The sequence below is a fragment of the Frigidibacter sp. MR17.24 genome, assembly GCF_037095655.1.
Taxonomy (GTDB): Bacteria; Pseudomonadota; Alphaproteobacteria; order Rhodobacterales; family Rhodobacteraceae; genus Frigidibacter.
This window is the reverse complement of sequence record NZ_JBAWKE010000012.1, coordinates 24330-48478: the sequence shown is the minus strand read 5'-3', so window position 1 is coordinate 48478 and position 24149 is coordinate 24330. Positions and strand designations below refer to the sequence as shown.

Annotated in this window: 30 protein-coding genes; 12 read left to right on the top strand and 18 right to left on the bottom strand. The window is 72.1% G+C overall.

Features of this window, described 5'->3' with window-relative positions; all coding sequences use genetic code 11:
* Positions 1 to 4: 4 nt before the first annotated feature.
* Positions 5 to 415: a glucose dehydrogenase gene (locus tag V8J39_RS21600; protein WP_336463049.1), complete on the bottom strand. Its 411-nt coding sequence runs from the start codon at positions 413 to 415 to the stop codon at positions 5 to 7.
* A 238-nt stretch (positions 416 to 653) separates the two neighbouring features.
* Here V8J39_RS21600 and V8J39_RS21595 point away from each other — a divergent pair, with 238 nt between their 5' ends.
* The gene (locus tag V8J39_RS21595; RefSeq protein ID WP_336463048.1) at positions 654 to 1178 is read left to right on the top strand and encodes a sigma-70 family RNA polymerase sigma factor; all 525 of its coding nucleotides are present in this window, start codon (positions 654 to 656) and stop codon (positions 1176 to 1178) included.
* 147 nt (positions 1179 to 1325) lie between these two features.
* Here the strand turns inward: V8J39_RS21595 and V8J39_RS21590 are convergent, their stop codons facing one another.
* Genes V8J39_RS21590 through V8J39_RS21570 form a run of 5 tightly spaced genes read right to left on the bottom strand, consistent with a single transcriptional unit; the run spans position 1326 to position 2562 of the window.
* Positions 1326 to 1574 carry a helix-turn-helix domain-containing protein gene (locus V8J39_RS21590; protein WP_336463047.1) on the bottom strand — a complete coding sequence of 83 codons (249 nt, stop codon included), beginning with the start codon at positions 1572 to 1574 and terminating at the stop codon, positions 1326 to 1328.
* Positions 1575 to 1596: 22 nt separating this feature from the next.
* Entirely contained in the window at positions 1597 to 1755 is a 159-nt protein-coding gene (locus V8J39_RS21585; protein WP_336463046.1) for a hypothetical protein, read from the bottom strand.
* Positions 1756 to 1802: 47 nt separating this feature from the next.
* On the bottom strand, positions 1803 to 1997 hold the full coding sequence (locus tag V8J39_RS21580; RefSeq protein ID WP_336463045.1) for a hypothetical protein: 195 nt from the start codon (positions 1995 to 1997) through the stop codon (positions 1803 to 1805).
* 3 nt (positions 1998 to 2000) lie between these two features.
* Positions 2001 to 2333, bottom strand: a complete 333-nt coding sequence (locus V8J39_RS21575; RefSeq protein WP_336463044.1) for a hypothetical protein — start codon at positions 2331 to 2333, stop codon at positions 2001 to 2003.
* Complete coding sequence (locus V8J39_RS21570) at positions 2326 to 2562, bottom strand: hypothetical protein (RefSeq protein WP_336463043.1); 237 nt, start codon at positions 2560 to 2562, stop codon at positions 2326 to 2328. The genes V8J39_RS21575 and V8J39_RS21570 overlap by 8 nt, the downstream gene beginning before the upstream one ends.
* 120 nt (positions 2563 to 2682) lie before the next feature.
* Between V8J39_RS21570 and V8J39_RS21565 the strand changes: the two genes are divergently transcribed.
* Complete coding sequence (locus tag V8J39_RS21565) at positions 2683 to 3264, top strand: hypothetical protein (protein WP_336463042.1); 582 nt, start codon at positions 2683 to 2685, stop codon at positions 3262 to 3264.
* Entirely contained in the window at positions 3261 to 4301 is a 1041-nt protein-coding gene (locus tag V8J39_RS21560; RefSeq protein ID WP_336463041.1) for a sodium:calcium antiporter, read from the top strand. The genes V8J39_RS21565 and V8J39_RS21560 overlap by 4 nt, the downstream gene beginning before the upstream one ends.
* A 4-nt stretch (positions 4302 to 4305) precedes the next feature.
* On the opposite strand, the gene V8J39_RS21555 is transcribed toward V8J39_RS21560, so the two are convergent.
* Positions 4306 to 4659 (bottom strand): hypothetical protein, encoded by a 354-nt coding sequence (locus V8J39_RS21555; RefSeq protein WP_336463040.1) that lies wholly within the window; start codon positions 4657 to 4659, stop codon positions 4306 to 4308.
* Positions 4660 to 4754: 95 nt separating this feature from the next.
* On the opposite strand from V8J39_RS21555, the gene V8J39_RS21550 reads away from it, so the two are divergent.
* The 4 genes from V8J39_RS21550 to V8J39_RS21535 all read left to right on the top strand — a co-directional run bounded on the left by V8J39_RS21550 (position 4755) and on the right by V8J39_RS21535 (position 6780).
* A complete protein-coding gene (locus V8J39_RS21550) occupies positions 4755 to 4943 on the top strand; it encodes a DUF3008 family protein (RefSeq protein ID WP_336463039.1) in 189 nt (62 codons plus the stop codon).
* Between the two features lie 160 nt (positions 4944 to 5103).
* A complete protein-coding gene (locus tag V8J39_RS21545; protein ID WP_336463038.1) occupies positions 5104 to 5670 on the top strand; it encodes a hypothetical protein in 567 nt (188 codons plus the stop codon).
* Entirely contained in the window at positions 5667 to 6074 is a 408-nt protein-coding gene (locus V8J39_RS21540) for a phage holin family protein (RefSeq protein WP_336463037.1), read from the top strand. The genes V8J39_RS21545 and V8J39_RS21540 overlap by 4 nt, the downstream gene beginning before the upstream one ends.
* Position 6075: 1 nt before the next feature.
* Positions 6076 to 6780 (top strand): DUF3618 domain-containing protein, encoded by a 705-nt coding sequence (locus V8J39_RS21535; RefSeq protein ID WP_336463036.1) that lies wholly within the window; start codon positions 6076 to 6078, stop codon positions 6778 to 6780.
* Between the two features lie 256 nt (positions 6781 to 7036).
* On the opposite strand, the gene V8J39_RS21530 is transcribed toward V8J39_RS21535, so the two are convergent.
* Complete coding sequence (locus V8J39_RS21530) at positions 7037 to 8206, bottom strand: zinc-dependent alcohol dehydrogenase (RefSeq protein WP_336463035.1); 1170 nt, start codon at positions 8204 to 8206, stop codon at positions 7037 to 7039.
* Position 8207: 1 nt separating this feature from the next.
* Entirely contained in the window at positions 8208 to 8936 is a 729-nt protein-coding gene (locus V8J39_RS21525; protein ID WP_336463034.1) for an SRPBCC family protein, read from the bottom strand.
* Between the two features lie 161 nt (positions 8937 to 9097).
* Between V8J39_RS21525 and V8J39_RS21520 the strand changes: the two genes are divergently transcribed.
* Together V8J39_RS21520 and V8J39_RS21515 are read left to right on the top strand one after the other, a co-directional pair.
* Positions 9098 to 9724, top strand: a complete 627-nt coding sequence (locus tag V8J39_RS21520; protein ID WP_336463033.1) for a hypothetical protein — start codon at positions 9098 to 9100, stop codon at positions 9722 to 9724.
* A gap of 104 nt (positions 9725 to 9828) precedes the next feature.
* Complete coding sequence (locus tag V8J39_RS21515; protein ID WP_336463032.1) at positions 9829 to 10698, top strand: DUF305 domain-containing protein; 870 nt, start codon at positions 9829 to 9831, stop codon at positions 10696 to 10698.
* Between the two features lie 498 nt (positions 10699 to 11196).
* On the opposite strand, the gene V8J39_RS21510 is transcribed toward V8J39_RS21515, so the two are convergent.
* Genes V8J39_RS21510 through V8J39_RS21485 form a run of 6 tightly spaced genes read right to left on the bottom strand, consistent with a single transcriptional unit; the run spans position 11197 to position 18168 of the window.
* Positions 11197 to 12786, bottom strand: coding sequence for a gamma-glutamyltransferase family protein (locus V8J39_RS21510; RefSeq protein ID WP_336463031.1), 1590 nt, complete (start codon positions 12784 to 12786; stop codon positions 11197 to 11199).
* On the bottom strand, positions 12779 to 13747 hold the full coding sequence (locus V8J39_RS21505; protein ID WP_336463030.1) for an ABC transporter ATP-binding protein: 969 nt from the start codon (positions 13745 to 13747) through the stop codon (positions 12779 to 12781). The genes V8J39_RS21510 and V8J39_RS21505 overlap by 8 nt, the downstream gene beginning before the upstream one ends.
* Positions 13744 to 14748 (bottom strand): ABC transporter ATP-binding protein, encoded by a 1005-nt coding sequence (locus tag V8J39_RS21500; RefSeq protein WP_336463029.1) that lies wholly within the window; start codon positions 14746 to 14748, stop codon positions 13744 to 13746. The genes V8J39_RS21505 and V8J39_RS21500 overlap by 4 nt, the downstream gene beginning before the upstream one ends.
* Entirely contained in the window at positions 14745 to 15608 is an 864-nt protein-coding gene (locus tag V8J39_RS21495) for an ABC transporter permease (protein ID WP_336463028.1), read from the bottom strand. The genes V8J39_RS21500 and V8J39_RS21495 overlap by 4 nt, the downstream gene beginning before the upstream one ends.
* Positions 15605 to 16555, bottom strand: coding sequence for an ABC transporter permease (locus V8J39_RS21490; RefSeq protein WP_336463027.1), 951 nt, complete (start codon positions 16553 to 16555; stop codon positions 15605 to 15607). The genes V8J39_RS21495 and V8J39_RS21490 overlap by 4 nt, the downstream gene beginning before the upstream one ends.
* Positions 16555 to 18168 (bottom strand): ABC transporter substrate-binding protein, encoded by a 1614-nt coding sequence (locus tag V8J39_RS21485; RefSeq protein WP_336463026.1) that lies wholly within the window; start codon positions 18166 to 18168, stop codon positions 16555 to 16557. The genes V8J39_RS21490 and V8J39_RS21485 overlap by 1 nt, the downstream gene beginning before the upstream one ends.
* A 131-nt stretch (positions 18169 to 18299) precedes the next feature.
* Between V8J39_RS21485 and V8J39_RS21480 the strand changes: the two genes are divergently transcribed.
* Positions 18300 to 18962: a GntR family transcriptional regulator gene (locus V8J39_RS21480; RefSeq protein ID WP_336463025.1), complete on the top strand. Its 663-nt coding sequence runs from the start codon at positions 18300 to 18302 to the stop codon at positions 18960 to 18962.
* A gap of 21 nt (positions 18963 to 18983) precedes the next feature.
* On the opposite strand, the gene V8J39_RS21475 is transcribed toward V8J39_RS21480, so the two are convergent.
* From V8J39_RS21475 to V8J39_RS21465, 3 genes are all read right to left on the bottom strand, one after another.
* On the bottom strand, positions 18984 to 19709 hold the full coding sequence (locus V8J39_RS21475; protein ID WP_336463024.1) for a sulfite exporter TauE/SafE family protein: 726 nt from the start codon (positions 19707 to 19709) through the stop codon (positions 18984 to 18986).
* Entirely contained in the window at positions 19709 to 21199 is a 1491-nt protein-coding gene (locus V8J39_RS21470) for an aldehyde dehydrogenase family protein (RefSeq protein ID WP_336463023.1), read from the bottom strand. The genes V8J39_RS21475 and V8J39_RS21470 overlap by 1 nt, the downstream gene beginning before the upstream one ends.
* 192 nt (positions 21200 to 21391) lie before the next feature.
* Positions 21392 to 22909 (bottom strand): aminotransferase-like domain-containing protein, encoded by a 1518-nt coding sequence (locus tag V8J39_RS21465; protein WP_336463022.1) that lies wholly within the window; start codon positions 22907 to 22909, stop codon positions 21392 to 21394.
* A gap of 51 nt (positions 22910 to 22960) precedes the next feature.
* On the opposite strand from V8J39_RS21465, the gene V8J39_RS21460 reads away from it, so the two are divergent.
* Complete coding sequence (locus V8J39_RS21460; RefSeq protein ID WP_336463021.1) at positions 22961 to 23344, top strand: hypothetical protein; 384 nt, start codon at positions 22961 to 22963, stop codon at positions 23342 to 23344.
* A gap of 77 nt (positions 23345 to 23421) precedes the next feature.
* Positions 23422 to 24063, top strand: a complete 642-nt coding sequence (locus V8J39_RS21455; RefSeq protein WP_336463020.1) for a GntR family transcriptional regulator — start codon at positions 23422 to 23424, stop codon at positions 24061 to 24063.
* The last annotated feature ends 86 nt before the right edge of the window (positions 24064 to 24149 follow it).

The window sequence follows — 24149 nt, the reverse complement described above, 5'->3', positions numbered from 1 at the left end:
CGGCTCAGGACCCGTCGGGCCGGGGCCGTGGACGGCTGTGAAGGGCGGGGATCAGGATCAGCAGGACGACGAGGATCACCGTCGGCGCGACAAGGCGCGGCACCTGCGCCCACCAGTCGGTGCCCACCTCCCAGAAGGCCCAGGCCAGGGTGAAGAGCCAGGTCACCAGATAGACCCGCAGCGCGCGCGCATCCTGCATCCACAAGAGCGCGGCGGTCAGCCCGAGGCCGAGCCCGGCGATGGCGTAATACCAGCTGCCACCCAGCCCGATGAGCCAGATCCCCCCCGCAAGCAGCGCGAGGCCGATCAGCCCGAGGATGACCGAGACGATGCGGGCGGCGACCGTCCAGCCGCCGGTCCTGCCACCGGCCCGCTTCGGTGGTGCCGCGCCTGCGGCGGATGTGGCGAATGTCATGGAACCTCCTTCCCCGATCGCGTGGCGAATGCCGGATCAGGGCCCGTGAACAGCGGCCCGGTCCTTTTGTTCCCGGGACTTCCCCGCCGAATTCCCCGCCGAATTCGTCGCCGACTTCGCAGCCGGCGCGGCGTTCCTCGGCGGCGTCGCGGCGCCCCGGCCGGGGGCCCGCACCGGAACATATCCGGCGCCGCTGCGTTTCCGTTCATCGGACAATTCCGATCTGATTGGGGGAAGCATGACGAGGCCGGAGAACGCGGCGGACCGCCGCGAGATCATCGTGCAGCACGACATCCTCGAGCTGCTGCCGGTGCTGCGCCGACGTGCATGGCGTCTCACGCGACAATGGGACGCCGCCGACGACCTCGTGCAGAGCACGCTGCTGCGGGCCATCGAGAACATCGAGAAATTCGAGCCCGGCACCAATTTGCGGGCCTGGCTGTCGATCATCATGCGCAACATCTTCTACAACGAGATCCGCCTGCGCCGTCGCGAGGCGCCGGGCCGGGCGGATTGCGTGTCCGTCTCGTCGCGCGCCAGCGTGGCGCCGTCGCAGGAATGGGTGCTGCGCGCCGACGAGGCGATGCGCGCGGTGGGCCGCCTGCCCGAACCCTTCCGCGAGATGTTCCGGCTGGTCGTGATCCAGGGCGAAAGCTACGAGGCCAGCGCGCGGATCTGCGATTGCGCCATGGGCACGGTCAAAAGCCGCGTCAACCGGGCGCGGCAGATGATCATGGACGAAATCGCCGACCGCTCGATCTGACCGCTCGCCCTGACAGCCCCGCGCGGCCCTTGTCGTCGCGGGCGGCGGTCGCGCTCTGGTCGGTCGCTCCGCCGCCTCTGCGGTCTTCTCCCCTCGCCGACCAGCCGCATCGACGGGCGGGCACGGGGGCCGCGACCCGGTGCCGCCTCAGGGCAGGAGTGCCGCCGGGTCGGTGCCGAGCGCCCGGGCGAGGCGGGCGCGCTGCGCGGGATCGGGCAGCAGCAGGCCGCTCTCGATCGCCGCGACCTCGCGCGGGGTCAGGCCGGCGCGCCCGGCCAGCCCCTCGGACGAGAGACCGCGCCGCTCGCGCCAGGCGGCGACCGGATGCAGGCCCTCGCCGATCCGGCGCGCGACGAAGCGGTGGTCGCGCTGCAGTCTTTCGGTGATCTCGGTCATCGCGGTCTCCTGCCGATCGGGTTCAGGTGTCGAGACGTTCGCCCGCCTCGTTCGCGGGGCTGCCCTCGGGGGCGGTGTCGGGCTCGCGCAGCGTGGCGAGCAACAGCAGCACCACCAGCACGAGGCCGCCCGCGATCAGTGCCGTCGCGGTGCCGCGGGTTTTCCAGTTCGACTTGGCCATGGTGTCGCCTTTCCGCCGGGGGCGTTCGCGGGGCGGTCCCGGCCGCGTCAGGGGCGGGGGTCGCCGACGGGTTGGGTCGGGCTCTCGCGACGCTGCTCTTCGTTCTGGACCCGCCCGTGCGAGATCACGTTGCCGATGAAGAACAGCGCGACGGTGACGAAGAGGATCGCCACGACGGTGATCCCAGCCCGGGCTTTGCGACGCGCATCGGGGCGGTCGCGCGGCATGTCCTTGCGGGCCATCGGTCAGCCGGTCTCGGCGCCGCCGAAGCTCGCGTCGCAACGCGGGCAGGTCAGCAGGTCGCGCCGGCAGGTCAGCAGCGCGACCTCGCCCTCCTCGATCCAGCACCTCGGGCAATCGAGCCGCCGCTCGCTCAGCCGGATCCGGTAGGCCGGAAGCCGGTCGGCGCGGATCGTCTGCGCCCCGGCCTCGACGTCGATCTCGCGCAGGCGGGCGCGCAGGGTGGCCTGCTCGGCGCGCAGCGCGCGTTCGCGGGTCACCGCCTCGTCGGCCCGGCGCTGCGCATCGGCCGCGAGCGCGTCGAGCAGCGCGGCAGGGGCAAGGGCGGGGTCAGTCATCGCCGGACCGGTCGCGGGGATGGCGGTTCTCGGGGTGGTCGGTGCGCTGCTGGCTCTTGGTCCAGCGCCCGTCCCGCCCGCCGGCATGGGTGTCGCCCAGCGTCTCGTCGCGGTTCGACAGCGGCGCGTTTTCGGGGATGTCCTCGACATCCACGCGGCTCGCGGCACCCGAGGCGTCGTTCTTGCCCTTCGCGCCGCGCCCGAACTGCTTTCCGGAGGCATGTGCCATTGGTCTCTCCTGTGGTGGCGGGCCGGCCGCGGCCGGTCACGGGGGCATTGAACAGGCGCCGGCGCGCGATGTTCCCGGCCGGCGCGGGAACATTCGCGACCGGCGCCGGTTCGAGGGCGCATGACGCTTGCCACGCTCGACGGTCTCGACCACAGGCCCACGGTCCTGACGCCCGCCTTCCCGCGAGAGGGCCATGCCGTCGGCGGCACTCGCCGCGAGCGGCCGGGCGCGGACCGGTTCCGGGCGCCGCCGATGCAGCGCCCCGCTCTACGCCAGCGCGGCCCCGAGGCGCCCGCGCCGGTGCGCGACGGCCGTGGTCTGCCGCGCCGGACCGTCCCGGGGGCGCGTGCCCGAGGTGCCGAATGTGGGCTTGCCGAAGGCGGGGGCGGCGCACCGGGTCCGACGCGCGGGGTGCGATGCGGCGAGGCGTGCCGCCTGTGCCGGTTATCTCCCGCGATCGGCGGCATCGTCCGCGTGGGTTTGCGCTGGCAGGGCCACGCGATCGCGCCGGATGGCGGGCTGCTGCCCGACGTCTGCGGCACGGCCGGGACCGGCCATTGCTGCCCAGGCAGGGCGCTGACCCTGACCGCGATGACCAGGGCGATGCGCGGCGCCGGGCTGGGGCCGGACTGGCCTCTGCCGGTTTCGGTGCCGGCACGTCCGCGGTGGCCGGTGCTGCTGTTGGGGATCCGGCGGCGATGATGGGCGGACTGCCGCTCTGGGCCCTCGCCGGGCTGTTCGTCCTGTCGGCGGCGGTGATCGCGTTCGCGGGCACGCGGCTTGCGCATGTGGCCGACGCGCTGGCCGACCGGACCGGGCTGGGCGAGATCGTCGCGGGCGCGCTGTTCGTCGGGGCCGCGACCTCGCTGCCCGGGGCGGTGACCTCGGTCACCACGGCGCTGCAGGGACAGGCGGGGATCGCGATCGGCAACGCGCTGGGCGGGCTGACCGCGCAGACGGCGTTTCTGGCCGTGGCCGACATCTGCTATCGCCGCGCCAACCTTGAACATGCCGCGGCGAGCCCCGCGGGGCTGGGGCAGGGGGTGCTGCTGATCGCGCTTCTGACGCTGCCGCTTCTGGCCACGAGCGAGCCGGGCTGGGCCGTCCGGGGCATCCACCCGGTCTCGGTCGCGATCGTGCTTGGCTATCTTGCGGGCCTCAGGCTGCTGGCCGCGATCCGGGCCGAGCCGATGTGGACCCCGGTCGCGACGCCCGACACCCGGCCCGAGCTGTCGCCGCCCAACGGTGCGCCCGGCGATTCGCCCGACAGTGCGCAGGATGGGCGGGCGCTATGGCTGCGGTTCGGGGTGCTGGCGGGGCTGACGGCGGTTGCGGGCTTCGTCATCGGCGAGGTCGGCACCGCGCTGGTCGAGCGCGGCGGTCTGCGCGCCAGCGTCGTCGGCACGCTGTTCTCGGCCGTCGCGAATTCGCTGCCCGAGCTGGTGACGGCGGTGGCCGCCGTGCGCATCGGCGCGGTGAGCCTCGCGGTCGGCGACGTGATCGGCGGCAACGCCTTCGAGGTCATGTTCCTCAGCCTTGCCGATGCTGTCACCCCCGGCTCGATCTATGCCGCGTTCACGTCGACGGACCGCTCGACCGGGCAGGTCGCGATCCTGATGGTCACGGTGCTGATGCTGGGCATGATCCGGCGCGAGCGGCGCGGCATCGCCGGGATCGGCTTTGAAAGCGCGATGGTGCTCGGGCTGTATGCACTCTCGGTGGTCTTGGTGCTGGCCTGAAGCGTCAGTCCTCGTCTGCTCTGTCCCGGTCCCCGTCGGACGGGTCCGGGGCAAGCGGGTCCGGGGCAAGCCGGTTCAGGCCGAAATCCTCGGGCGTGAGGGTCGGGTCGCGGCGGCGCGCGGCGCGGAAATCGCGCCAGCGCTCGAATTCCGACACGCCCCAGTGGTCGCGCAGGATCCAGACGTCGAACGAGCCGTCGACGAAGACCGCGTCGAGACCGGCGGTGCGGCGCAGCCAGTCCGACACGCGCGCTACCGCGCCCCCCCGCGCCGTGAGCGAGCCCCAGCCGAAATGGCGCAGCTCGCGCGTCAGGCGCCGAAGCTCGGTGTCGGTGATGCTCGGGTCCGGTCCTGTCATCTGTCTCTCCCTGTCTGTCGGCGCTGCGTGTCCGAGGCGCCGGGAACATCCCGGCCGCCCGGATGTTCCGGCGTCCGGCAACACGGGAGGATGACATGCCGGCGAAATCGAAGGCGCAGCAGAAGGCGGCGGGGGCCGCGCTGGCGGCGAAGCGCGGCGAGACGGCGAAGGCCGATCTCAAGGGCCCGGCGCGCGAGATGGAGCGCTCGATGTCCGAGCGCGAGCTGCGCGAACTGGCCGCGACCCCGCGCAAGGGCAAGCCCGAACACGACCGCGGCGATTGAGGCCCGCGCCGGGGCCTGCGGGAACATCCGGGCCGCTGGTCTGTTCGAAGGCCTCGCAGCAGGAACGGAGGACCGCATGCGCAACATCATCTACATCGTCGGCCTGGTGGTCGTCGTCCTGTTCGCTATCAACCTGATCACCTGAGAACGGGAGAGAGCCATGTCACGTGCTGGCGAGACGATGGACGACATCGGGGCCGAGGTCCGGCGGGAGGCCCGGCAGGCTGCCGGGCGGTTTGCCCGCGGCGCCCGCGATGCCGCGGAGACGGCGGCGGACGAGGTCAGGGGCGGCGCGCGGCGCGGCGGGCAGCGGATGCTGGGCGGCCTTGCCGCAGAGATCGCCGACCTCGCGCGCGCGCTTGATGCCGCGGGGGCCGAGCTGCGCCCGGGCTCGCCGCAGCAGTCGGTCGCCGACGGGCTGTCGCGCCGGCTCGACCGCACGGCCGAGCGGATCGAGGGCCGCCCCGTCGACCGGCTGGTCGAGGATGCGGGGCGCTTCGCGGCCAGCAGCCCGCTGCTGTTTCTTGGCGGGGCGGCGCTGGCGGGCTTCGCGGCCAGCCGCATCGCGCGCCTTGCGGCCGAGCGGCCCGAGGATGGCGGGCCGCTGGGGGCCACCGGGTCCGGTGCCACCGGCCCGGACGCGGCCGATCCCCCGGCAAGTCCCGACGACCTTCCCGGCGGCGCGCAGCCCTATGCGCCGCCCTATGCCCCGGAGGACGAGCCATGACCGGACCCGCCCCGGAACGCGGTCACCCGCTGCGCGACACGGGCGGGCTGATCGGGCTGGCGCTGGGGCAGCTTGGCACGCTGATGCGCGGCGAGCTGGACCTGCTGCGCTCGGAGATCGACCGGGCGTTGCGCCAGATCGCGGTGGCGCTCGGCTGCCTTGCGGCGGCGCTGGTGGTGCTGATCGTGGCGCTGAACACGCTGGCGGCGGCGATCGTCGCGGGCCTTGCGCAGCTGGGGCTCGCGCCCGGCTGGGCGGCGCTGATCATCGGCGGCGCGCTGGCGCTGATCGCGCTGGCGATGGCGGGCAAGGGCTGGCGCGACCTGCGGCTGGTGTCGCTGGCGCCGACGCGCAGCCTGCGCTCGCTCGGCGCCGATGTCGAAACCCTGAAGGAGGAGCCGTGAGATGAGAGATCCGAACCAAATCGAGGCGGAACTGGCCGAGGAGCGCGCGGCGCTTGGCGGCACGCTGCACGAGCTGCGCGAGACGCTGGATCTTGGCAACCTCGGGCGGCGGGTGACCGACCGGCTGGCGCTTGGCGGCGAGGATGCGCTGCAGGCGGCGATGGCGCAGGCGCGCCGCAACCCGCTGGCGGTGGGGCTGACGGGGGCGGGGCTGTGCCTGCTTCTGGCCGGGGCGCTCCGCGGCGGGGCCGGGCAGGGCGGCGGGCCGCGCGCCCCCGGCGGCCCGGGTTATGCCAGCGAGGCAGAGGCCTTCCGCGGCCATCCCCGTGCCGCGGAGCGCGACTGGACCGCGCGGGCGCGGCATCTGGCCGACGAGGGCGCGGCGCTGCCGGGCGAGCATCCGTTCGTCGCCGGCGCGCTGGCCTTCGCGCTCGGGGCGCTGGCGGCACGGGTGCTGCCGCAGTCGCGGCTCGAGGCCGAGATGCTGGAGGACGAGGCCGAGCGGCTGCGCGGCATGGGGCAGGCCGCCGCCGACGAGGCCGGGGCGGCCGCGCGCGACGCGGGTCGGGCGGCGGCGCGGATGGGCGAGGCCGCGGTGGACGAGCTGGGCGAGATCGGCGCCTCGGCCGGCGAGGCCGCGCGCGACCGCGCCAGGGCCGCCGTCCGGCGGGTCGGCGAGGCCGGCACCCCGGACGAGGATCCCTGACGGGGTCCCATCACGGTCGTGGCGCGCGTCTCCAAAGGCCGCGCGGCACCCGGCGCGGGCGCGGGGACCCGGTCCCGCGCAAGCCCAGTCCCGTGCAAGCCCAGCCCCGTGCACACCCTGTCCCTGCCTGCGCACCCGGGACGATCGGGTCGGCGTCGTCCCGGGCGCGTCACGCCTTCGCAGATGGCGCGGCACAGCGGGCGGGGCGGCCGGCCCCGCGGCCCGTGGCGATGACCGCCCGCGTGCCCGGTCCGCCCTAGGGTCGCAGCACGACCTTGGTCCACTGGTCCTGGTTGTCGCTGAACCCCGCGTAGCCGCGCGGCGCCTCTTCGAGGCTCAGGCGGTGGCTGATGAGGAAGGTGGTGTCGATCTCGCCCTCGCCGATCCGGCGCAGCAGGTCTTCGGAACAGGCCTGCACATGGGTCTGGCCGGTGCGCAGCTGCAGGCCCTTCTCCATCAGCGCGCCCAGCGGGAAGGTGTCGGCAAAGCCGCCGTAGACCCCGGGCACCGAGACCCGCCCCCCCTTGCGCACCGCCATCAGCGCCATGCGCAGCGCATGGGCGCGGTCGGCGCCCACGCCCACCTTCTGCTTGACCGTGTCGAGCAGGTTGTCGGGCGAGAAGCCGTGGCTTTCCATGCCCACCGCGTCGATCACCGCGTCGGGGCCGAGGCCGCCCGACATCTCCATCAGCGCCTCGAGCACATGGGTCTGGCGGTAGTCGATCACCTCGGCCCCGAGCCCGCGCGCGAGCGCGAGGCGGTTCGGGTGATGGTCGATCGCGACGACTTTCTCCGCGCCCATCAGCCGCGCCGACTGCACCGCGAACAGCCCGACCGGCCCGCAGCCCCAGACCGCCACCGTGTCGCCCGGGCCGATGTCGGCATTGGCCGCCGCCATCCAGCCGGTGGGCAGGATGTCGGACAGGAACAGCACCTGTTCGTCCGCGAGCCCCTCTGGGATCACGATCGGGCCCACGTCCGAGAAGGGCACCCGCACGTATTGGGCCTGCCCCCCGGGATAGCCGCCGGTCATGTGGGAATAGCCGAACAGCCCGCTCACCGCGTGGCCGTAGAGCAGTTCCGAGGCCTCCTGCGTCTCGACCGGGTTCGAGTTGTCGCAGGCCGAGAACTGGCCGAGCTGGCAGAACAGGCAGGCGCCGCAGGAGATGGTGAAGGGCACCACCACCCGCTGGCCGGGGGTGAGGGTCGAGCCGGGGCCCGTCTCGACGACGCGGCCCATGAACTCGTGCCCAAGGATGTCGCCCGGCTTCATCCCCGGGATCACCCCGTCGTAAAGATGCAGGTCGGACCCGCAGATCGCGGTGGCGGTGACCTCGATGATCGCGTCGCGCGGGTTGACGATCTGGGGATCGGGGACGGTGTCGACGCGGACGTCGCGGGTGCTGTGCCAGGTGAGGGCGCGCATGTCAGGCCTCCCGTGCCGCGGGGCTGCGGCGGTTCGAATTGGTGGCGATCTCGCCGGTTTCGATCAGCATCTTCAGCCGCTTGAGTTCCTGCCGGCCCTGGACCCCGGGCGAGCGGCCGAAGGCCCTGGCGATCCAGTGGCCGGCAAGGCCGCCGGGCGGGCGATAGGCGACATGCGCCTCGATCACGGTGCCGCGCGCGGCGGGCGCGTCGCGAAGCATCACTTTTCCCTCGGCCTCGACTTCGGATGCATCGGTCGAGACCCAGGCGATGGCGCGGCCCTCCTCCTCGCGGCAGATGCGCGCGACGACGCGGGCGTGGCCGAAGGGCGTGGCAAGGGTCCAGCCCAGCGTGCCGTCGGGCCGGTGTTCGGGATCGCGCAGCGTCTCCATGAAATCGGGCCAGCGGTCGGTGTCGCGCAACCGGTCCCAGACCGCCTGCCGCGGGGCGGCGATGGTCACGCTGCGGCCCTCGACCACCCGGTCGCCGAAGCGGGCCCGGCGGGCGGCGCGGCCGGGGGCACTGTCGGGCGGGCGATGCGCCTCGCGCGGCAGGAGAAGCGCGAGGCCCGCCACCGCCGCCGCGATGCCGATCGCGGGCAGGCAGTCGCGCAGCAGGTCGCGCGTCCGGGGGCGGTGCCCGTCTCGGTGCCCGTTTCGGGTCCTATCTCGGGTCCTGTCTCGGGGCCCGTCGTCGAAGGTGTCGTCGGGACGGGTGTCTCGGGGGCGCATGGCCATCCTCCCTGTAGGTGCGGCCCCCTGAACAGGGCGGGCCGGTCATTGTTCCGCCGCCGGTGCCCGGTGTCGCAGGCCCGGTGTCGCAGGGAGGCGGGAACCTCCTGCCCTCCCGTCTGTTCGCGGGCTGAGGCGTTTCGGACAGCAGGGGGACCGGCGTGGACTGGATCGAGACACATGCGGCGCTGCTGCAGGCGGCCTTCAGCGCGGTGACGGCGCTGGTCTGGATCGTCTACCTGCACGGCTTCCTGACCAGCATGGGCCGGCACCGGCGGTCCGAGATCCTCGTCACCTCGGGGGCGGGGCGCGATCTTGCCGCGCGCTGCTTCGTGGCGAACCTCGGGCTCGAGCCGATCTACGTGCTCGACATCCAGATCGAGGTCTCGCAGGGCGCGCTGGTCTGGACGATGGAAGTGACCGACGGCGACGCGGCCGAGGCGACGACCGAGGCGCTGGTGACGGCGCAGGGCCCGCTCGCGAGCGGCGCGCATCGCGACATCGGCAGTTTCGGCACGCTGATCCGGCGCGCGCTTGCCGGCGCGCGGGCACGGGCGGGCGAGCCGCTGCAGCTGTCGCTGCTGGTCATCGCGGCCACGCCGGGCCAGGCCGTGCTGGCCGCCGCGCGGCGGGATTACGAACTGTCGGACCCCGCCGATCCCGAGGCGCGCATCACCGCCCGGGCGACCGGCGCGCACCAGATCCGGGGCCGGCGCCACCAGCGCGGGCTGCGCCAACGGCTCGAGGCCAGCCTCGGGCGCGGTCACGGTCCCGCCCCGCCTGCCTGAGCGCGGCCGGCCCGAGCCATGCCTGCCAGACGCCCGCCGGCCAGACTGCCGCCGGCCAGACGCCGGCCCGCCGATCCGACACCCTTCGCGACAGGAGACCGTCCATGTCCTACCTCCGCTTCTCGCTCATGATCCTGGCATCGACGCTTGTGATGTTCGGGCTGATGTATCTCAACACCTACGCGGTCGAGCACGTGTTCTTCAGCGAGACCCGCGCCTGGATGGCGCTGGTCATGGGCGCGGCCATGGCGCCGGTCATGCTGGGCTTCATGTGGGGCATGTACCGGGGCCGGGGGGCGAAGCTCGCCGTCCTCGGCGTCGCGGCGCTGGTCTTCGCGGGCGCGCTCTGGCTCGTGCGCAGCCAGGCGACGGTCGATGGCACCAGCTACATGCGCGCGATGATCCCGCACCATTCGATCGCGATCATGACCTCGGAGCGGGCGGGGATCACCGACCCGCGGGTGCGCAAGCTGGCCGACGGCATCATCGAGGCGCAGGAGCGCGAGATCGCCGAGATGCGCTATCTGCTTGCCGATATCGCGCGCGGCGGCCGGGTGGAGGCGATCTATCACGACCCCGCGCCGCGGCCGGGGACCGTGGCCGAGGCGCTCGCCGCCGCGCGGCTGGCCGGGCTGGACCCGGCGCAGATGACCGAGGACGAGATCGCCCGCGTCGTCGCCGCGCCCCGGTGCCGGTTCCGGCAGACGGCGGCGGCGCCGGCGATCCTCGCGGTCGGGGCCGAGGGGGCGGGGCTGCTCGTGAACGGCGTTCTGGTGCGGCTGGCCCCGGAGAGTGAGCCCGAGAGCCCGACCGAGGGCATGACCGAAGGCGCGACGGCCTGGGTCGCCGAGGGGCTGCGCGTCGAGGTGACGCCCGAGGCCGACCCCGGTCCGCGCGCCAATGCCGAGATGGTCTTCGCGCTGACCGACGGTCCGCGCATCGGCTACCGCGGCTTCTGGGCCTGCGACGGCTGAGCGCCCGCCGTCGCGACCTTGGCCCGGGATGCGCCCTGAGCGGCGCCGATGGGCTTGGCAGCGCGCCCGTGGCGGTTTCCGGGCGGATCGGCAGAGGGAGGGCGACGCATCGACAGGGCGTTTCGGTCGGACGCCTTGGGCCAGCGTCGCGGCCCTTCTCATGAACAGGTACCCGGATCGCCGGATCATCCCGCCGTCATGCCCGGCGGCGATGGCACCCAAGGCGCGTGGCCATGTCGTGGGAACGGTCCGGTCGCCGGTACCGCCGTTCGGACCGCCCTGTCGACTGTCGGTTCCCAAGGGGCGCGGGCGACATGCGGGCCGGCCGTGTCAGACGGGTGAGCGCCCCCGTCGGCCCCGACGGCCGCCGAGGGGAAATCTAAACCCGATCCGCCGCCCGCCGTCCGCGAGGACGCGGCGGGGGCGAGGCCGGTCGAGATCCGCGATGCGGCGCCGGACCGCCGGGCGGCGCCGCGTCGGTGACCGGTCGGCGCGCGGTCAGAACCCCAGCGCCATCCCGTCCTTGCGGCTGTCCGATCCGCCGCGCAGCACGCCCGCCGCGCGGTCGATGGCGATCGCCTGCGACCCTCCGATCGGGCTCGTGGCGATGCGCAGGACGTGACCGCGCGCGGCCAGGTCCTGCCGCACCTCTTCGGGGATGCCGGGCTCAAGCTCGAGCACGCCGTCGAAGGCGAAGCTGCGGGCCTCGTCCATCGCCGCCTGCAGGTCCATGCCGCGGTCGAAGACGTTCGAGAGGAACTGGGCATGGCCCGAGGCCTGATACTGCCCGCCCATCACCCCGAAGGGCATCGCCACCTGGCCATCCTTCATCACCATGCCCGGGATGATGGTGTGCATCGGCCGCTTCATCGGGCCGATCGCGTTCGGATGGCCCTCGATCAGGCGGAACTGCGCGCCGCGCGAGTGGAAGAGCACGCCCGACACCGGGTCGAGCCGGGTCGAGCCGAAGGCATGGAAGATCGAGTTGATGAACGAGATCGCGTTGCCATCCTCGTCGACGCAGGCGAGGTAGATCGTGTCCTTGTGCTCGGGCTCGTCCCAGAGCGCCGGCGGCAGGGCGCGGTCCATGCGGATGCGCGCGCGCAGTGCCCCGATCACTTCGTCCGACAGAAGCCGCTCGGTCAGGTCGGGGCAGCCGGCCGGATCGCCGATCAGGGCGTCACGGTGGAAATAGCCAAGCTTGCCCGCTTCGGCATGCAGGTGAAGCCGGTCGGCGAGCGGCACGTCTGGGCCCAGGTCGAAGCCCTCGAGGATCTTCAGGATCACCAGCGCCGCCAGCCCCTGACCGTTCGGTGGGCATTCGTAGATGTCGTGGCCGGCGTAGCTGGCATGGATCGGATCGGTCCAGAACGCCGCCCCGGCCCCGGCGGCGAAATCCTCGGCGGTGTGCAGGCCGCCAAGGCCCGAGAGGTGACCGGCCATCGCCGCCCCGGTCGCGCCGGCGTAGAAGGCGTCGGCGCCGCCGGCGGCGATCTCGCGCAGGCGCGCGGCGAGCAGAGGCTGGCGGATCACCTCGCCCGGCGCGGGTGCGCGGCCGCCGGGCAGGAAGACTGCCGCGGCATGGGCGTCCTGCCCGACGAGGCCCGCGTGGTTGGCCCAGTCCTGCGCCACGCGTGGCGTGACCGGGAAGCCGGCCTCGGCATAGCCGATCGCGCGCTCGAAGATCCGCGCGAGGGGCAGGGTGCCGAGGTCGCGGTGCAGCAGGCACCAGGCGGAGACGGCGCCGGGGACGGTGACGGCATGGGGCGAGGTCTGCGGGATCGCGTCGCCAAGGCCCGCGGCCTTAAGCGCGGCGACGCTGGCCGCCGCCGGCGCCCGGCCCGAGCCGTTGAGGGCGCGGACGCCGCCCGAGGCGGGCGCGTAAAGCGCGAAGCAGTCGCCGCCGATCCCGGTCATCAGCGGGTCGACCACGCATTGCACCGCGACCGCGGCCAGCGCCGCATCGACCGCCTTGCCGCCAAGCACGAGGATCTCGAGCCCCGCCGCGGTCGCCAGCGGATGCGAGGTGGCGATCATCGCCTTGCTGCCCAGCGTTTCCGGGCGGCGGGCGGAGAAGAAGTCAAACATGCGCGGGCTCTTTGGTCAGGGGATGGAGACAGGCCGCGGCGCGGCTGTCGTCGAGGCGCAGAAGCGCGGGATCGGTGTCGCGGCAATCGGGCCGGGCGACGGGGCAGCGGCCGGCGAAGCGGCAGCCGGGGGGAAGATCGATGGGGCTCGGGATCTCGCCGGGCAGCGGGTCGCTCAGCGGGGCGAAGAAGGCGGGGGCCGCGCCGCGCAACGCGCGGGCATAGGGATGCGCGGGGGTGTCGAGGACCGCGCGGGTGGGTCCGGTCTCGACCACGCGGCCGAGGTACATGATCGCGATCTCGTCGCACAGATAGCTCGCGACGCCGAGGTCGTGGGTGATGAAGACCAGCGTCAGGCCCATCTCGGCCCGCAGGCGGCGCAGCAGGTTCAGAAGCTGCGCCTGGCTTGAGACGTCGAGGCCCGAGACCGCCTCGTCCGCGACCAGCACCTGCGGCTCGGAGGCGAGCGCGCGGGCGATCGCGACCCGGCGCACCTGGCCCCCCGACATCTCGGACGGGTAGCGCGCCGCGACCTCGGCCGGCAGGCCCACGCGGGCCAGAAGCGCGCGCACGCGGGCCGGGACCTCGGATCGCGCGCAGATGCCGAAATGCAGCAGCGCCTCGCCGATCAGCGCCTCGACCGTCATCCGCGGATCGAGGCTGCCGCGCGCGTCCTGATAGACCATCGCCACGCGGCGCGCGAACTCGGGTCCCTCGGCGCGGACCTCTGCGATCGGCCGTCCGCGGTAGAGCGCGCGGCCCTCGGTCGGCGGCTCGAGGCCAAGGAGCACGCGCAGGAGCGTCGACTTGCCCGAGCCGCTCTCGCCCACCAGCGCGAGGCTCGCGCCTTGGCGGATGGTCAGGCGCACGCCGTCGAGCGCCTTCAGCCCGACGCGCTGGCGCCTGCGGCGGATCTGGTAGGTCTTCTCGACCTCGCGCAGCTCAAAGAGGGTGTCGCTCATGCGGGGTCTCCGGGGTTCCAGCAGGCGATCTCGCGCCCGTCGAGCGTCGCGAGCGGCGGGCGCTCGGCGGCGCAGCGCGGCGCGGCCCGGGGGCAGCGGGTGGCGAAGCGGCAGCCGGCGGGCATCCGGTCATAGGCCGGCACGCCGCCGTCGAGGGGCGCAAGCTCGTCGGTGCCGATCTCGACCACGCAGGATTTCAGCGCTTGGGTATAGGGATGCAGCGGGCGTTCCAGCACGGTGCGGGTCGCGCCCGCCTCCATCACCTGGCCTGCATAGAGCACGACGATGCGGTCGCAGGACTGGCTGGCAAGCGCGAGGTCGTGCAGCACGAAGATGCAGCTTGCGCCCCGCGCGCGGGTCTGGTCGAGGATCAGCCGGATGATCTGGGCCTGGATCGTCACGTCCAGCGCCGAGGTCGGTTCGTCGGCGAGCAGAAGCTCGGGGTTGCAGGCGAGCGCGATGGCGACCATCACCCGCTGCTGCATCCCGCCCGAAAGCTGGTGCGGATAGGCCGAGAGGCGTGCGGCGGCGTCGTTGATGCCGACGCCCTCCAGAAGCGCGACCGCGCGGGTGCGCGCCTCGGCCCGGCCCAGCCCCAGCTTGCGGCGCAGGACCGAGACCAGCTGGCTGCCGACCGTGTAGCAGGGATTGAGCGCCGCGCCGGCATCCTGGAACACCATCGACATCCGCCGGCCGCGCAGCCCGGCCCAGTCGCGTTCGCGCAGGGCGAGAAGGTCGGGCAGGTCGTCGAAGCGCAGCCGGCCCTCGACGCGGGCCTCGCGCGCGGACATCAGGCCCATCAGCGCGACGGCGATCGTCGACTTGCCCGCGCCGCTTTCGCCGACCAGCGCCAGCGTCTCGCCCCGGCCGAGGCGCAGCGACACCTCGTCGAGGATCTTGCGGGACCCGCGCCAGAGGCTGAGGCCCGAAACCTCAAGCAGCGCCGCGGGCTCGGGCTCGGGCATGGGCGCGGGCATCGGCCGGGTCATCGGGGCGGTCATCGGCCGGTCCTCAGCTTGGGGTCGAATTCCTCGCGGATGCCGTCGCCGACGATGGCCAGCGCGATCAGCAGCGTCGCGAGCGCGATCCCCGGCATGCCCGACATCCAGGCCGCGAAGCTGACGAAGCCGCGCCCCTCGGAGATCATCAGGCCCCAGTCGGGCGTGGGCGGCGTCACGCCGATGCCCAGGAAGGACAGCGACGAGGACACGAGGATCGCCTCGGAGATGCGGATGGTGATCTGGACGCAGAGCGGGAAGATGACGTTGGGCAGGATGTGGCGGCGGATGACGGCAAGCCGCGGGATCGCCATCAGCCCGGCCGCCTCGACGAACAGCTGCACCTTCACCTGCAGCACGTCCGCGCGCACGGTCCGGGCGAAGGGGCCGATCAGCGACAGCCCGACGGCGAGGATCACCTTGTCGACGCCCTGTCCGAGGATGGCGATGAAGGCCACCGCCAGGATGAGCGAGGGCAGCGCGAGGATCGAGTCGATCAGCCGCAGCATCACCCACTCGACCCAGCCCGCGCTGAGTCCCGCGACCAGCCCCAGCACCAGCCCGCCGGCGGCGCCGATCAGGACCGAGCTGAGGCCGATCAGCAGCGCGTAGCGCGCGCCGTGGATCACGCGCGACAGGATGTCCATGCCGTAACTGTCGGTGCCCATCGGATGCGCGGCCGAGGGCGGTTGCATCATCGCGTCGATCGATTGCAGCGTCGGCGGGTAGGGGGCGATCTGCGGCGCGAAGATCGCGCAGGCCACGAAGCCCAGCGCGACGAGGCTGGCGAGGGTGAAGAACGGCCGGCGGCGCATCATGCCGGCGCGGCGCGGCGCGGTGGGGGCGGTGTCGGTCGCGGTCATGAACGCGGTCTCAGCCTGGGATCGAGAAGGGGATAGGACAGGTCCACCAGCAGGTTGACCAGGATGAAGAGGGTCGCGGTCAGCATGACGCCGGCCTGCACCAGCCCGTATTCGCGCCCCAGCACCGCGCCGGTCAGCATCTGGCCAAGGCCGGGCAGCGAGAACACCGTTTCGGTCAGCACCGCGCCCTGCAGGATGCCGCCCAGCTGCAGCCCGACGATCGTCACCAGCGGCATCAGGATGTTGCGCACCCCGTGCACCCAGATCACGCGCCACTCGGGCTCGCCACGGGCGCGGGCGGCGGCGATGTAGGGCTGTTCCAGCACCTCGACCATGGTGGCACGGGTCATCCGCACGATCATGCCGATGAAATAGGTCGAGAGCGTCAGCGACGGCAGCACCATGTGGTAGAGCCCGCCCCAGGGATCCTGCCAGGGCGCGACGAAGCCCATGACCGGGAAGGCGCCGAGCTTCACCGCCAGGAACCAGATCAGCAGGATGCCGAGGAAGAACGACGGGAAGGCCGTGCCGGTCAGCGCGAAGACCGCGGCGGCGACATCCCAGGCGCTGTCCTTCTTGACCGCCGACAGCACGCCCAGCGGCACCCCCACCCCCAGCGCGAGCAGGATCGCGAAGAAGGTCAGGGTCAGCGTGACCGGCAGCGCCTCGGTGACGATGAAGGTGAAGATGTCGGTGCGCGAGGCATAGGTCTGCCCCCAGTCGCCCGAAACGAAGTCGCCGAGCCAGGTGACGTATTGCTCGGGCACCGGCCGGTCGAGGCCCAGCTGGCGGGTCAGGTCGTCATAGGTGTCCTGCGAATATTCGGACCCCAGCATCAGCGTGACCGGATCGCCCGGCGCCAGTTTCAGCAGGCTGAAACTGGCCACCGAGACGATCAGCAGCACCACCGCCGTCTGCAGGACCTTCGCCGTCAGCTGGGCAAGCATCAGGCCAGGCTCACCGTGTGCAGGTTCATCAGGTCGCAGGGCACGTATTCGAAGCCCTCGACCTTCTTCGACAGCACCTTGTAGATCGGCAGGTGGCACATCATCGCGATCGGCGCCTCGTCCATCAGCAGGTCCTCGGCCTCGTGGTACATCGCCGCGCGCTTCTCGACGTCAAGCTCGACCGAGGCCTGGGCGCAAAGCTCGTCGAACTTGGTGCTGACCCAGCCCCAGTAGTTCCACGACCCGTCCGAGCGGAATTCGGGATAGAGCGTCTCCTCGGGGTCGAGGTCGGCGACCCAGTCGAAGTCGAGCATCTCGAAGTTGCCCTCCTTCATGCGCTGGACCCAGGCGGCGGGTTCGATCAGTTCCAGCTTCACGGTGATGCCGATCTCGGCCAGCATCGGCGCGACGGTCTGCGCCACGCGGGTGCCGATCGCGTTGCGCTCGGTCATCAGGTAGGTGACCTCGATCGGGTCCTGGTTGGCGGCCTTGGCGCGGAATTCCTTGGCCTTCTCGAGGTCGAAGAAGTGACCCCGGCCCGAGGTCGCGATGTCGGGATCGAAATAGCCCGACATCGGCGGCGAGATCGGGGTGTAGGCTTCCTGCGCGAGGCCGAAGTAGGCCTGCTTGATCACCGTGTCGCGGTTGATGGCGAAGGCCACGGCGCGGCGCAGGTTCACGTCGTCGAACGGGGCCTTGCGGGTGTTCATGCCGACATAGGTGTAGTTGCCCTCGATCTCGCCGTAGAGCGTGACGGAGGGGATGTTCTTGACCTGCTGCACCAGCTGCATCGGACAGTCGTTCATGCCGTGGATCTGGCCCGAGACCAGCGCCGCGACCGCGGTCGACGCCTCGTCGACGAACATGAACGAGACCTTCTCGACCTTGGGCAGGCCGGGCTCGAAGTAGTCGGGGTTGGCCTCGAGCTCGATCGCGTCGTTCTCTTTCCACGAGACGAACTTGAACGGGCCGGTGCCGACCGGGTTGCGGCCGTAGTCGGCGCCGTATTTCTCGACCGCCGCCGGGCTGACGATCGTACCCGCGCGGCCGGTCGAGCCGTTCAGCGCCACCGGCAGGAAGGCGTAGGGCTTTTCGAAATGCAGCTTCACGGTCAGCGGGTCGACGATCTCGACCTCGTTCAGCAGCGCGAGCTTCCAGGCATGCGGCGAGGCGGGCGTGCCGGTCTTCACCCGCATCAACGAGAATTTCACCGCCTCGGCGTCGCAGGGCGTGCCGTCGTGGAATTTGACGTTCGGGCGCAGCTTGAAGACGTGGGTGACCTCGTCCTCGAGATCCCAGGTCTCGGCCAGGTCGGGCTCGAAGGTCACGGTCTCGCCGTTGTAGACGATCTTCAGAAGGCCGTTGTGGATGTTGTTGATCACCTGCACGGCTGAGAGGAAGAAGGTGAAATGCGGGTCGAGCGTGTCGATGTGCTTGAGCGCCGCGATCTTCAGGTGGCCCGCCTGCTGGGCCTTCGCCTCGCCGGGCAGAAGCCCGCCGCCCGCCGCCAGAAGGCCCGCGGCCCCGAAGCCCTTGAGCAGGCTGCGCCGTCCCAGCTGCGCCGCGAGGCGCGACGCGAGGATTGCCTTGTGATCGATCATGCCGTTCGCCATTCCCTGTGTCCCATGTTGCTTCGGTGCCGGGCCGTGCGGATGATCCCGCTGGGCCGGTGACGTGAGAATGATCGCGCGATATGTATACATTTTAACGGCGAGATGGACGGAGGCGCGGGCAGAGGTGAAGAATGAGTAAAAAGTCGGCAGAAATCCTGTACGCTGCCATCATCGACCGCATCCTGTGTGGCGAGATCCGGTCCGGAGACGTGCTGAGCGAGGTGGCGCTGGCCGCCGAATCCGGCCTGTCGCGCACGCCCGTGCGCGAGGCGCTTCAGCGTCTGCGGCGCGAGAACGTGCTGATGCCGGGGCCCCGCCGCACCCTGCTGGTCCGCCGCATGCGCCGCGACGAGGTGCGCGGCCTGTTCGAGGCGCTCGGCGAGGTCGAGGGGGCCTGCGCCCGGCTGGCGAGCGAGCGGATGGACGCGGCCGCGATCGAGGCGCTGTCGCGGATCGTGGACGAGGCCGACGCCGCGCCCGAGGCGTTCAACGAGATCAACATCCGCTTCCATGCCGCGATCCATGCCGGGGCGCAGAACCCGGTGCTGCGCGATGTGCTTGTCGATCTGCAGCTGAGGTCGCTGCCGCTGCGCGCGGTGCAGTTCCGGCTCAAGCACGACCGCGTGGCGACGTCCCAGGCCGAGCACCGCGCGATCCTGGCCGCGATCTCGGCACGCGACGGCGCGCGGGCGCAGGCCCTCATGGCCGAGCACATGGCCGCGACGCTGGCCGTGATCCTGCAGGTGACGCCCGACGACGCGGCTCAGCCGGCGGAGGGAGCGGCCGGGGCGTGACCGTGGGCCGGGGCGGGCCGCTCAGAGAAAGGCGGCGAGGCCCTTGAGGCCGGTGGCCAGCGCGGTGAGGGCAAGCAAGGCGATGGCGGCGGTGCGATAGCCGCCCTCGCCGAGGCGCAGGAAGGCGCGGCCGCCCGCCCAGGTGCCTGCCAGCAGCGCGGGAAAGGCCGTGAGCGCGAGCAGGCCGGTCTCGGTGTCCAGCCGGCCGGCAAGGTAGAGGCCGGGCAGCGCCATCAGCGAGGTCAGGAAGAAGAACACCATGAGCGAGGCGCGGATGTTCGCTGCCGGCACGGCCCGCCCGAGGAAATAGGCGATGGCCGGCGGGCCCGGCATGGCCGCGAGGCCGGAGAAGATGCCCGACAGCAGCCCCGCGCCGATCGCGGGGCCACGACCGGCCGGCAGCCTGACCCTGGCCAGCAGCGCCAGCAGCCCCACGACGACGATCGCGGACAGGACCATGCGCATCGCGTCGGGCGACAGCCGGGTCAGGGCCACGATCCCGACGGGGGTGCCGAGCAGCGCCCCCGCCGACATCAGCGCCAGCGCCCTGCGGTCGATCAGGGCCCGCATCGTCACCAGGTCGCGCAGGCCGACGAGGCATTGAAGCAGGATGGCGATGGCCACGGCACGGGCGGGGCTGACCACGAAGCTCATCGCCGGGACGGCGGCAAGCGCGAAGCCGAAGCCGGTCAGCCCCCGCAGCACGGCCGCCGCGAAGACGGCGAGGCTGATGATCCCGGCCAGCATCATGCGTCGAAGGACATCACGATGGTCTTCTTGCGGGTGAAATGCTCGACCATCGCCTCGAGCGAGGCCTCCTTGCCAAGGCCCGAACGCCCGAAGCCGCCGTAGGACACGTTGGGCTGGATGGTCAGGTTCTGGTTCACCTGGACATAGCCGGCCTCGAGCCGGGCGGTGGCGTCGAGCGCGGTGGCGATGCTGGTCGTCCAGATCGTCGCGGCCAGGCCATAGCGGCTGTCGTTGGCGCGCGCGATCACCTCGTCGTAGTCGGTCCATGTCTGGATCACGGCGACGGGGCCGAAGATCTCGTCTGTGACGCAGGGATGATCCTCGGGCAGGCCCGTGATCAGGGTCGGCTGCATGAACAGGCCGCCGCAAAGCGCGGGATCCTCGGGCATCGTCGCGCAGCGGATGACCGTCGCGCCCTCGGTGCCCTCGGCCAGGGCGACGAAGCGGTCGATCGTTGCCTTCTGGCGCGCCGAGATGATGGTGCCGATGTCTGTCGCCTCGTCCAGGGGATCGCCGATGACGAGCGTGTCGAGCGCTGCGGTGATCCGTTCGATGAACGTATCATAAAGCGAGGCATGAACATAGATCCGGCTTGCCGCGGTGCAGCTTTGGCCCTGGCGCGTGAAGCGCATGCCGGCGTTGGCGCCGGGCACGGTCCGCTCGAGGTTCGCGTCGGCGCAGACGATCATCGGGGACTTGCCGCCAAGTTCCAGGCTGACGGGCACGATGCGCCGTGCCCCGGCGGCGTAGACGGTCTCGCCCGCCGCCTCCGAACCGGTGAAGGTGATCTTGGCGACGTCGGGATGGGCGGTCAGGGCCGCGCCGCACTTGGCCCCGGTGCCGCAGACGACGTTCAGCACGCCCTCGGGCAGGAAGCCCGCGACGATCTCGGCCGCCATCAGCGTGGCGAAGGGCGCCTCTTCGGAGGCCTTCACCACCACGGTGTTCCCGGCCACGAGCGCCGGCGCGATCTTGAGCATCATCAGCACCAGCGGCACGTTCCAGGGCAGGATCGCGGCAACGACGCCCAGCGGCTCGCGCGTGGTCATGGTCAGCATGCGCGGGTTGTAGGGCACCGTCTCGCCCTTCAGTTCGGACCCGAGGCCGCCGTAGAATTCCAGCAGGTCGGCGGCCACGGTCAGCTCGCCCCGGCATTCGGTCCGCAGCGCCTTGCCGGTTTCCAGTGCCAGAAGACGCGCGACGGTCTCGGCATCCGCCCCGAGCGCGCGACCGGCGGCCGCGACGCGTTTGCCGCGCTCGCGCGCGGGCAGGGCGGCCCAGCCGCGGAAGGCGGCGCGGGCGGCCGCGACGGCGGCGGCGGTTTCGGCGCCATCCGCCGCGGCCGCGTGGCCGAGCACGGCGCCGGTCGCGGGATTCAGGACCGCGAGCGTGCGGGCCGCGGGCACACGCGCGCCGCCGATCAGGTTGATGCCGCTATAGGCCGCGATGGCCGCGTCGGGTGTCGGGGAGATCTTGGTGTGTTCCATCATGGCCCCAGCTACCGCGCCCTCCGCCCGCCGGTCTTGGGCCAGCGGCGCCGTTCGTCTTGGTCCAGCGCTTGGCATGTCTCCTGTTGGGGGCGCGCGCGAACTCTGCCCCTTCCGCGCCCCGAGACCTGCGGCACCGGTGCAGCCCGCGACCGTCAGGGCCCGGCGGTCCGGCCTGCCGCCGGGGTCGGGTCAGCCCGCCTGGTCCGCGGCCCTGGCAAGACGCCGCAGCCCTTCGGACACCCTGTCTTCGTCGATGTAGGATATCCCGAGCCGCAGGAAGCGTCCCGCCTGCGCGACGGGCACGAAGGGGTCGCCGTCCTCGGCCAGCACGCCAAGGCGCCGCGCGGCGACATGCAGCGCTCGCGCATCCAGCCCCGGCGGGCATTCCAGCCAGACCGAGGACCCCCCGCTGCCGGGCGCACGCAGGAAATCGGGCAGGTAGCGGTCGCATCCGGCAGCCACCCGATCGAAGCGCCGGGCCAGCGCCGCCCGCAGCTGGCGCAGGAGCGCGAGGTAGTGGCCCTCGGCCAGGAAGATCGCCGCGGTGCGCTGGTTGTTCAGCGGCGCGGAGCGGTGGATCAGCCGGCGCAGCCAGCGCGCCTCTGCGATCAGGGCGGCATCGGCGACCATGAAGCCGATGCGCACGCCCGGGGCCAGCACCTTGGACAGGGTGCCGAGATAGACGACACGGCCACCGGTATCCATCGACTTGAGCGTGGTCTGGTCTGCGGCGAACGAGGTCTCGCCCTCGTAATCGTCCTCGATCAGGATGGTGCCGTCGCGCGTGGCCCGGTCGATGACCGCGCGGCGGCGGGCCGGCGACATCGTGATCATGGTCGGACAGTGATGCGCGGGGGTGAGGATTGCCACGTCCAGCGGGTCGGGGTGATCGAACCGGGCCCCGGATCCGTCGATGGCCATGTCGACCATCCGCGCGCCCTCGGCTGCGAAGATGTTGCGGCTGTCGGGGTAGCCGGGGGTTTCGACGCCGACGCGGGTGTCCGCGCGGGCCAAAAGCCGGGCAAGCAGGAAAAAGCCCTCCTGCGAGCCGAGGGTGATCAGGATCTCGTCCTCGCGGGCGTAGATGCCGCGCTTCGGCAGGATCTGGGTCCGGATCTGTTCGATCAGCTGCGGGTCGTCCTCGACCGCGCGGTCGGCGGTCCACCAGTCGATGGCGGACCGGCCCAGCGCATCGCGCGAACAGGCCCGCCAGGTGTTGAGGGGAAACAGGCGCGGGTCGACCTGCCCGTAGACGAAGGGAAAGGGATAGTCCTGCCAGTTCGAGGGCTTGTGGATGTGGCGCAGGGCCGAGGGCCGCTGTTTCAGCCGCGCCTGCCAGTCGATGGCCGACGGGCGTCCCGATGCGGGCCCCGGCGCAGGTCCTGACGAGGTCACCGCCGCGAGGCTTCGCGGGGGCACGGGGACGGCCGCAGCGCTGGCGTCGGGGGTGGCGTCGGGTTCGGCCGCGATGCCGGCCATCACGAAATGCCCGCGCCGCGGGATGCTGTGCAGGTAGCCGCGCGCGGCCAGCTCGTCATAGACGGCGGTGACGGTGTTGCGCGCGATGCCAAGCCGCCCGGCCAGCTGCCGCGACGGCGGCAGCCTTTGGCCCGGGGTCAACTGGCCCGCGTGGATCGCGTCGATGACCGACCGGCGCAGCTGGGCCTGGATCGTGTCACCGGAATGTCTGTCTAGCTCGAGCCGCATCTCATCACCCGGGGCGTCGGGCACATCTGCCGAACCGCCGCGGATCGGTCAATGAGCGGCTCGACCAACGGGGCCGGTTTCGGCGGGCCGTCCGCACCGGCCGCTATGCGGTGCCGCGCGACGGCCGCGTCCGGGCGCGACGACGGCCTGTTGCTGCATCGCGGGACTGTTCGGGGCTTTGCCCGGGTCGGCCCGCGCAGGGGCAAAGCCCGTTTGACGCTCGCGACGACGAGGGCGGTGCGCGGGCAGGTCAGCGCTCGAGTGTCCGCAAAACCTGCGGACAGCCCTGTGGTGATGCGCCTGCGCCGGGCGGCCGGCACGGTGCCGGGAATGGCCGGCGATGCGGGATTCTCCGTCGGCTCGGTCGACTTGGTCCTTGTGTTGAGACGGGCCTCGGCCCGGCGCGGGCGATGGCTGGCGACGTTCGTCTCTTGACACACCTTCCCGCGGATGCATTCTGCATACAGGATTTCGGATGAGGTTCGTCACGTATGCAGATCTCCGCAGGAGGCATGAAGCCAGCCCGGCGCGGCCCGGCGCTCGCAGAGCAGATCTATGTCAGCCTTCGCGAGGCGATCATCACCGGTGATATCGCGGCGGGTACCCGGCTGCGCGAGGTCGAGCTGGCCGAACTGGTCGGTGCCAGCCGCACGCCGCTGCGCGAGGCGCTGTCGCGGCTGGCTGGCGACGGTCTGCTGACGCCGCTCGAGAAGGGTGGGGTCGAAGTCGTCGACATCGAGAGCGAGCGCGACGACATCCACGCGATCCGCGTGGGCCTGGACTGCACCGCGGTGCGGCTGGCGGCCGAGCGCGTCACCGAGGAAGAGCTTGGGACGCTGTGGGCGCTGGTGCGCGAGCGCGAGGAGATGGACGTCAGCGACACGGAAGGCCGGTCGCGCAACAACAGGGAGCTGCACGATCTGATCCGGCGGGCGTCGCGCAATCCCCGGCTGGTCACGATGATCGAGCAGTACCAGGAATTCTTCCTGAGTGCCGAGACCCTTGGCCGCCTGACGGCCGAGGAAAGCCAGCGTCTGGCGTCCGAGCACCGGGAGATCGTCGCGGCAATGGCCGCGCGGAACCCGGACGCGGCCGCCAAGGCGCTGCGCGACCATATCGAGAGGGCGTACAAGAGCCTCAGGTCCAGCGGCTGAGGCTTTCTCCCACAGTCTAACGATCCCTCACGCGGCCCGCCGGGACCGCGACCGGGACAGTGCGCCTGCCGGCTGGCGGGCGAGAG

Excerpts from the sequence above, each read along its gene's own strand:
- V8J39_RS21515 (WP_336463032.1), top strand. The coding sequence starts at position 9,829 with ATGTCCTACCTCCGCTTCTCGCTCATGATCCTGGCATCGACGCTTGTG.
- V8J39_RS21525 (WP_336463034.1), bottom strand. The coding sequence starts at position 8,936 with ATGCGCCCCCGAGACACCCGTCCCGACGACACCTTCGACGACGGGCCC.
- V8J39_RS21540 (WP_336463037.1), top strand. The coding sequence starts at position 5,667 with ATGACCGGACCCGCCCCGGAACGCGGTCACCCGCTGCGCGACACGGGC.
- V8J39_RS21590 (WP_336463047.1), bottom strand. The coding sequence starts at position 1,574 with ATGACCGAGATCACCGAAAGACTGCAGCGCGACCACCGCTTCGTCGCG.
- V8J39_RS21470 (WP_336463023.1), bottom strand. The coding sequence starts at position 21,199 with ATGGAACACACCAAGATCTCCCCGACACCCGACGCGGCCATCGCGGCC.
- V8J39_RS21580 (WP_336463045.1), bottom strand. The coding sequence starts at position 1,997 with ATGGCCCGCAAGGACATGCCGCGCGACCGCCCCGATGCGCGTCGCAAA.
- V8J39_RS21565 (WP_336463042.1), top strand. The coding sequence starts at position 2,683 with ATGACGCTTGCCACGCTCGACGGTCTCGACCACAGGCCCACGGTCCTG.
- V8J39_RS21575 (WP_336463044.1), bottom strand. The coding sequence starts at position 2,333 with ATGACTGACCCCGCCCTTGCCCCTGCCGCGCTGCTCGACGCGCTCGCG.
- V8J39_RS21500 (WP_336463029.1), bottom strand. The coding sequence starts at position 14,748 with ATGACCGCCCCGATGACCCGGCCGATGCCCGCGCCCATGCCCGAGCCC.
- V8J39_RS21555 (WP_336463040.1), bottom strand. The coding sequence starts at position 4,659 with ATGACAGGACCGGACCCGAGCATCACCGACACCGAGCTTCGGCGCCTG.
- V8J39_RS21530 (WP_336463035.1), bottom strand. The coding sequence starts at position 8,206 with ATGCGCGCCCTCACCTGGCACAGCACCCGCGACGTCCGCGTCGACACC.
- V8J39_RS21570 (WP_336463043.1), bottom strand. The coding sequence starts at position 2,562 with ATGGCACATGCCTCCGGAAAGCAGTTCGGGCGCGGCGCGAAGGGCAAG.
- V8J39_RS21535 (WP_336463036.1), top strand. The coding sequence starts at position 6,076 with ATGAGAGATCCGAACCAAATCGAGGCGGAACTGGCCGAGGAGCGCGCG.
- V8J39_RS21455 (WP_336463020.1), top strand. The coding sequence starts at position 23,422 with ATGAAGCCAGCCCGGCGCGGCCCGGCGCTCGCAGAGCAGATCTATGTC.
- V8J39_RS21545 (WP_336463038.1), top strand. The coding sequence starts at position 5,104 with ATGTCACGTGCTGGCGAGACGATGGACGACATCGGGGCCGAGGTCCGG.
- V8J39_RS21475 (WP_336463024.1), bottom strand. The coding sequence starts at position 19,709 with ATGCTGGCCGGGATCATCAGCCTCGCCGTCTTCGCGGCGGCCGTGCTG.
- V8J39_RS21480 (WP_336463025.1), top strand. The coding sequence starts at position 18,300 with ATGAGTAAAAAGTCGGCAGAAATCCTGTACGCTGCCATCATCGACCGC.
- V8J39_RS21595 (WP_336463048.1), top strand. The coding sequence starts at position 654 with ATGACGAGGCCGGAGAACGCGGCGGACCGCCGCGAGATCATCGTGCAG.
- V8J39_RS21585 (WP_336463046.1), bottom strand. The coding sequence starts at position 1,755 with ATGGCCAAGTCGAACTGGAAAACCCGCGGCACCGCGACGGCACTGATC.
- V8J39_RS21505 (WP_336463030.1), bottom strand. The coding sequence starts at position 13,747 with ATGAGCGACACCCTCTTTGAGCTGCGCGAGGTCGAGAAGACCTACCAG.
- V8J39_RS21550 (WP_336463039.1), top strand. The coding sequence starts at position 4,755 with ATGCCGGCGAAATCGAAGGCGCAGCAGAAGGCGGCGGGGGCCGCGCTG.
- V8J39_RS21510 (WP_336463031.1), bottom strand. The coding sequence starts at position 12,786 with ATGTTTGACTTCTTCTCCGCCCGCCGCCCGGAAACGCTGGGCAGCAAG.
- V8J39_RS21460 (WP_336463021.1), top strand. The coding sequence starts at position 22,961 with ATGAGCGGCTCGACCAACGGGGCCGGTTTCGGCGGGCCGTCCGCACCG.
- V8J39_RS21495 (WP_336463028.1), bottom strand. The coding sequence starts at position 15,608 with ATGACCGCGACCGACACCGCCCCCACCGCGCCGCGCCGCGCCGGCATG.
- V8J39_RS21465 (WP_336463022.1), bottom strand. The coding sequence starts at position 22,909 with ATGCGGCTCGAGCTAGACAGACATTCCGGTGACACGATCCAGGCCCAG.
- V8J39_RS21600 (WP_336463049.1), bottom strand. The coding sequence starts at position 415 with ATGACATTCGCCACATCCGCCGCAGGCGCGGCACCACCGAAGCGGGCC.
- V8J39_RS21485 (WP_336463026.1), bottom strand. The coding sequence starts at position 18,168 with ATGGCGAACGGCATGATCGATCACAAGGCAATCCTCGCGTCGCGCCTC.
- V8J39_RS21490 (WP_336463027.1), bottom strand. The coding sequence starts at position 16,555 with ATGCTTGCCCAGCTGACGGCGAAGGTCCTGCAGACGGCGGTGGTGCTG.
- V8J39_RS21560 (WP_336463041.1), top strand. The coding sequence starts at position 3,261 with ATGATGGGCGGACTGCCGCTCTGGGCCCTCGCCGGGCTGTTCGTCCTG.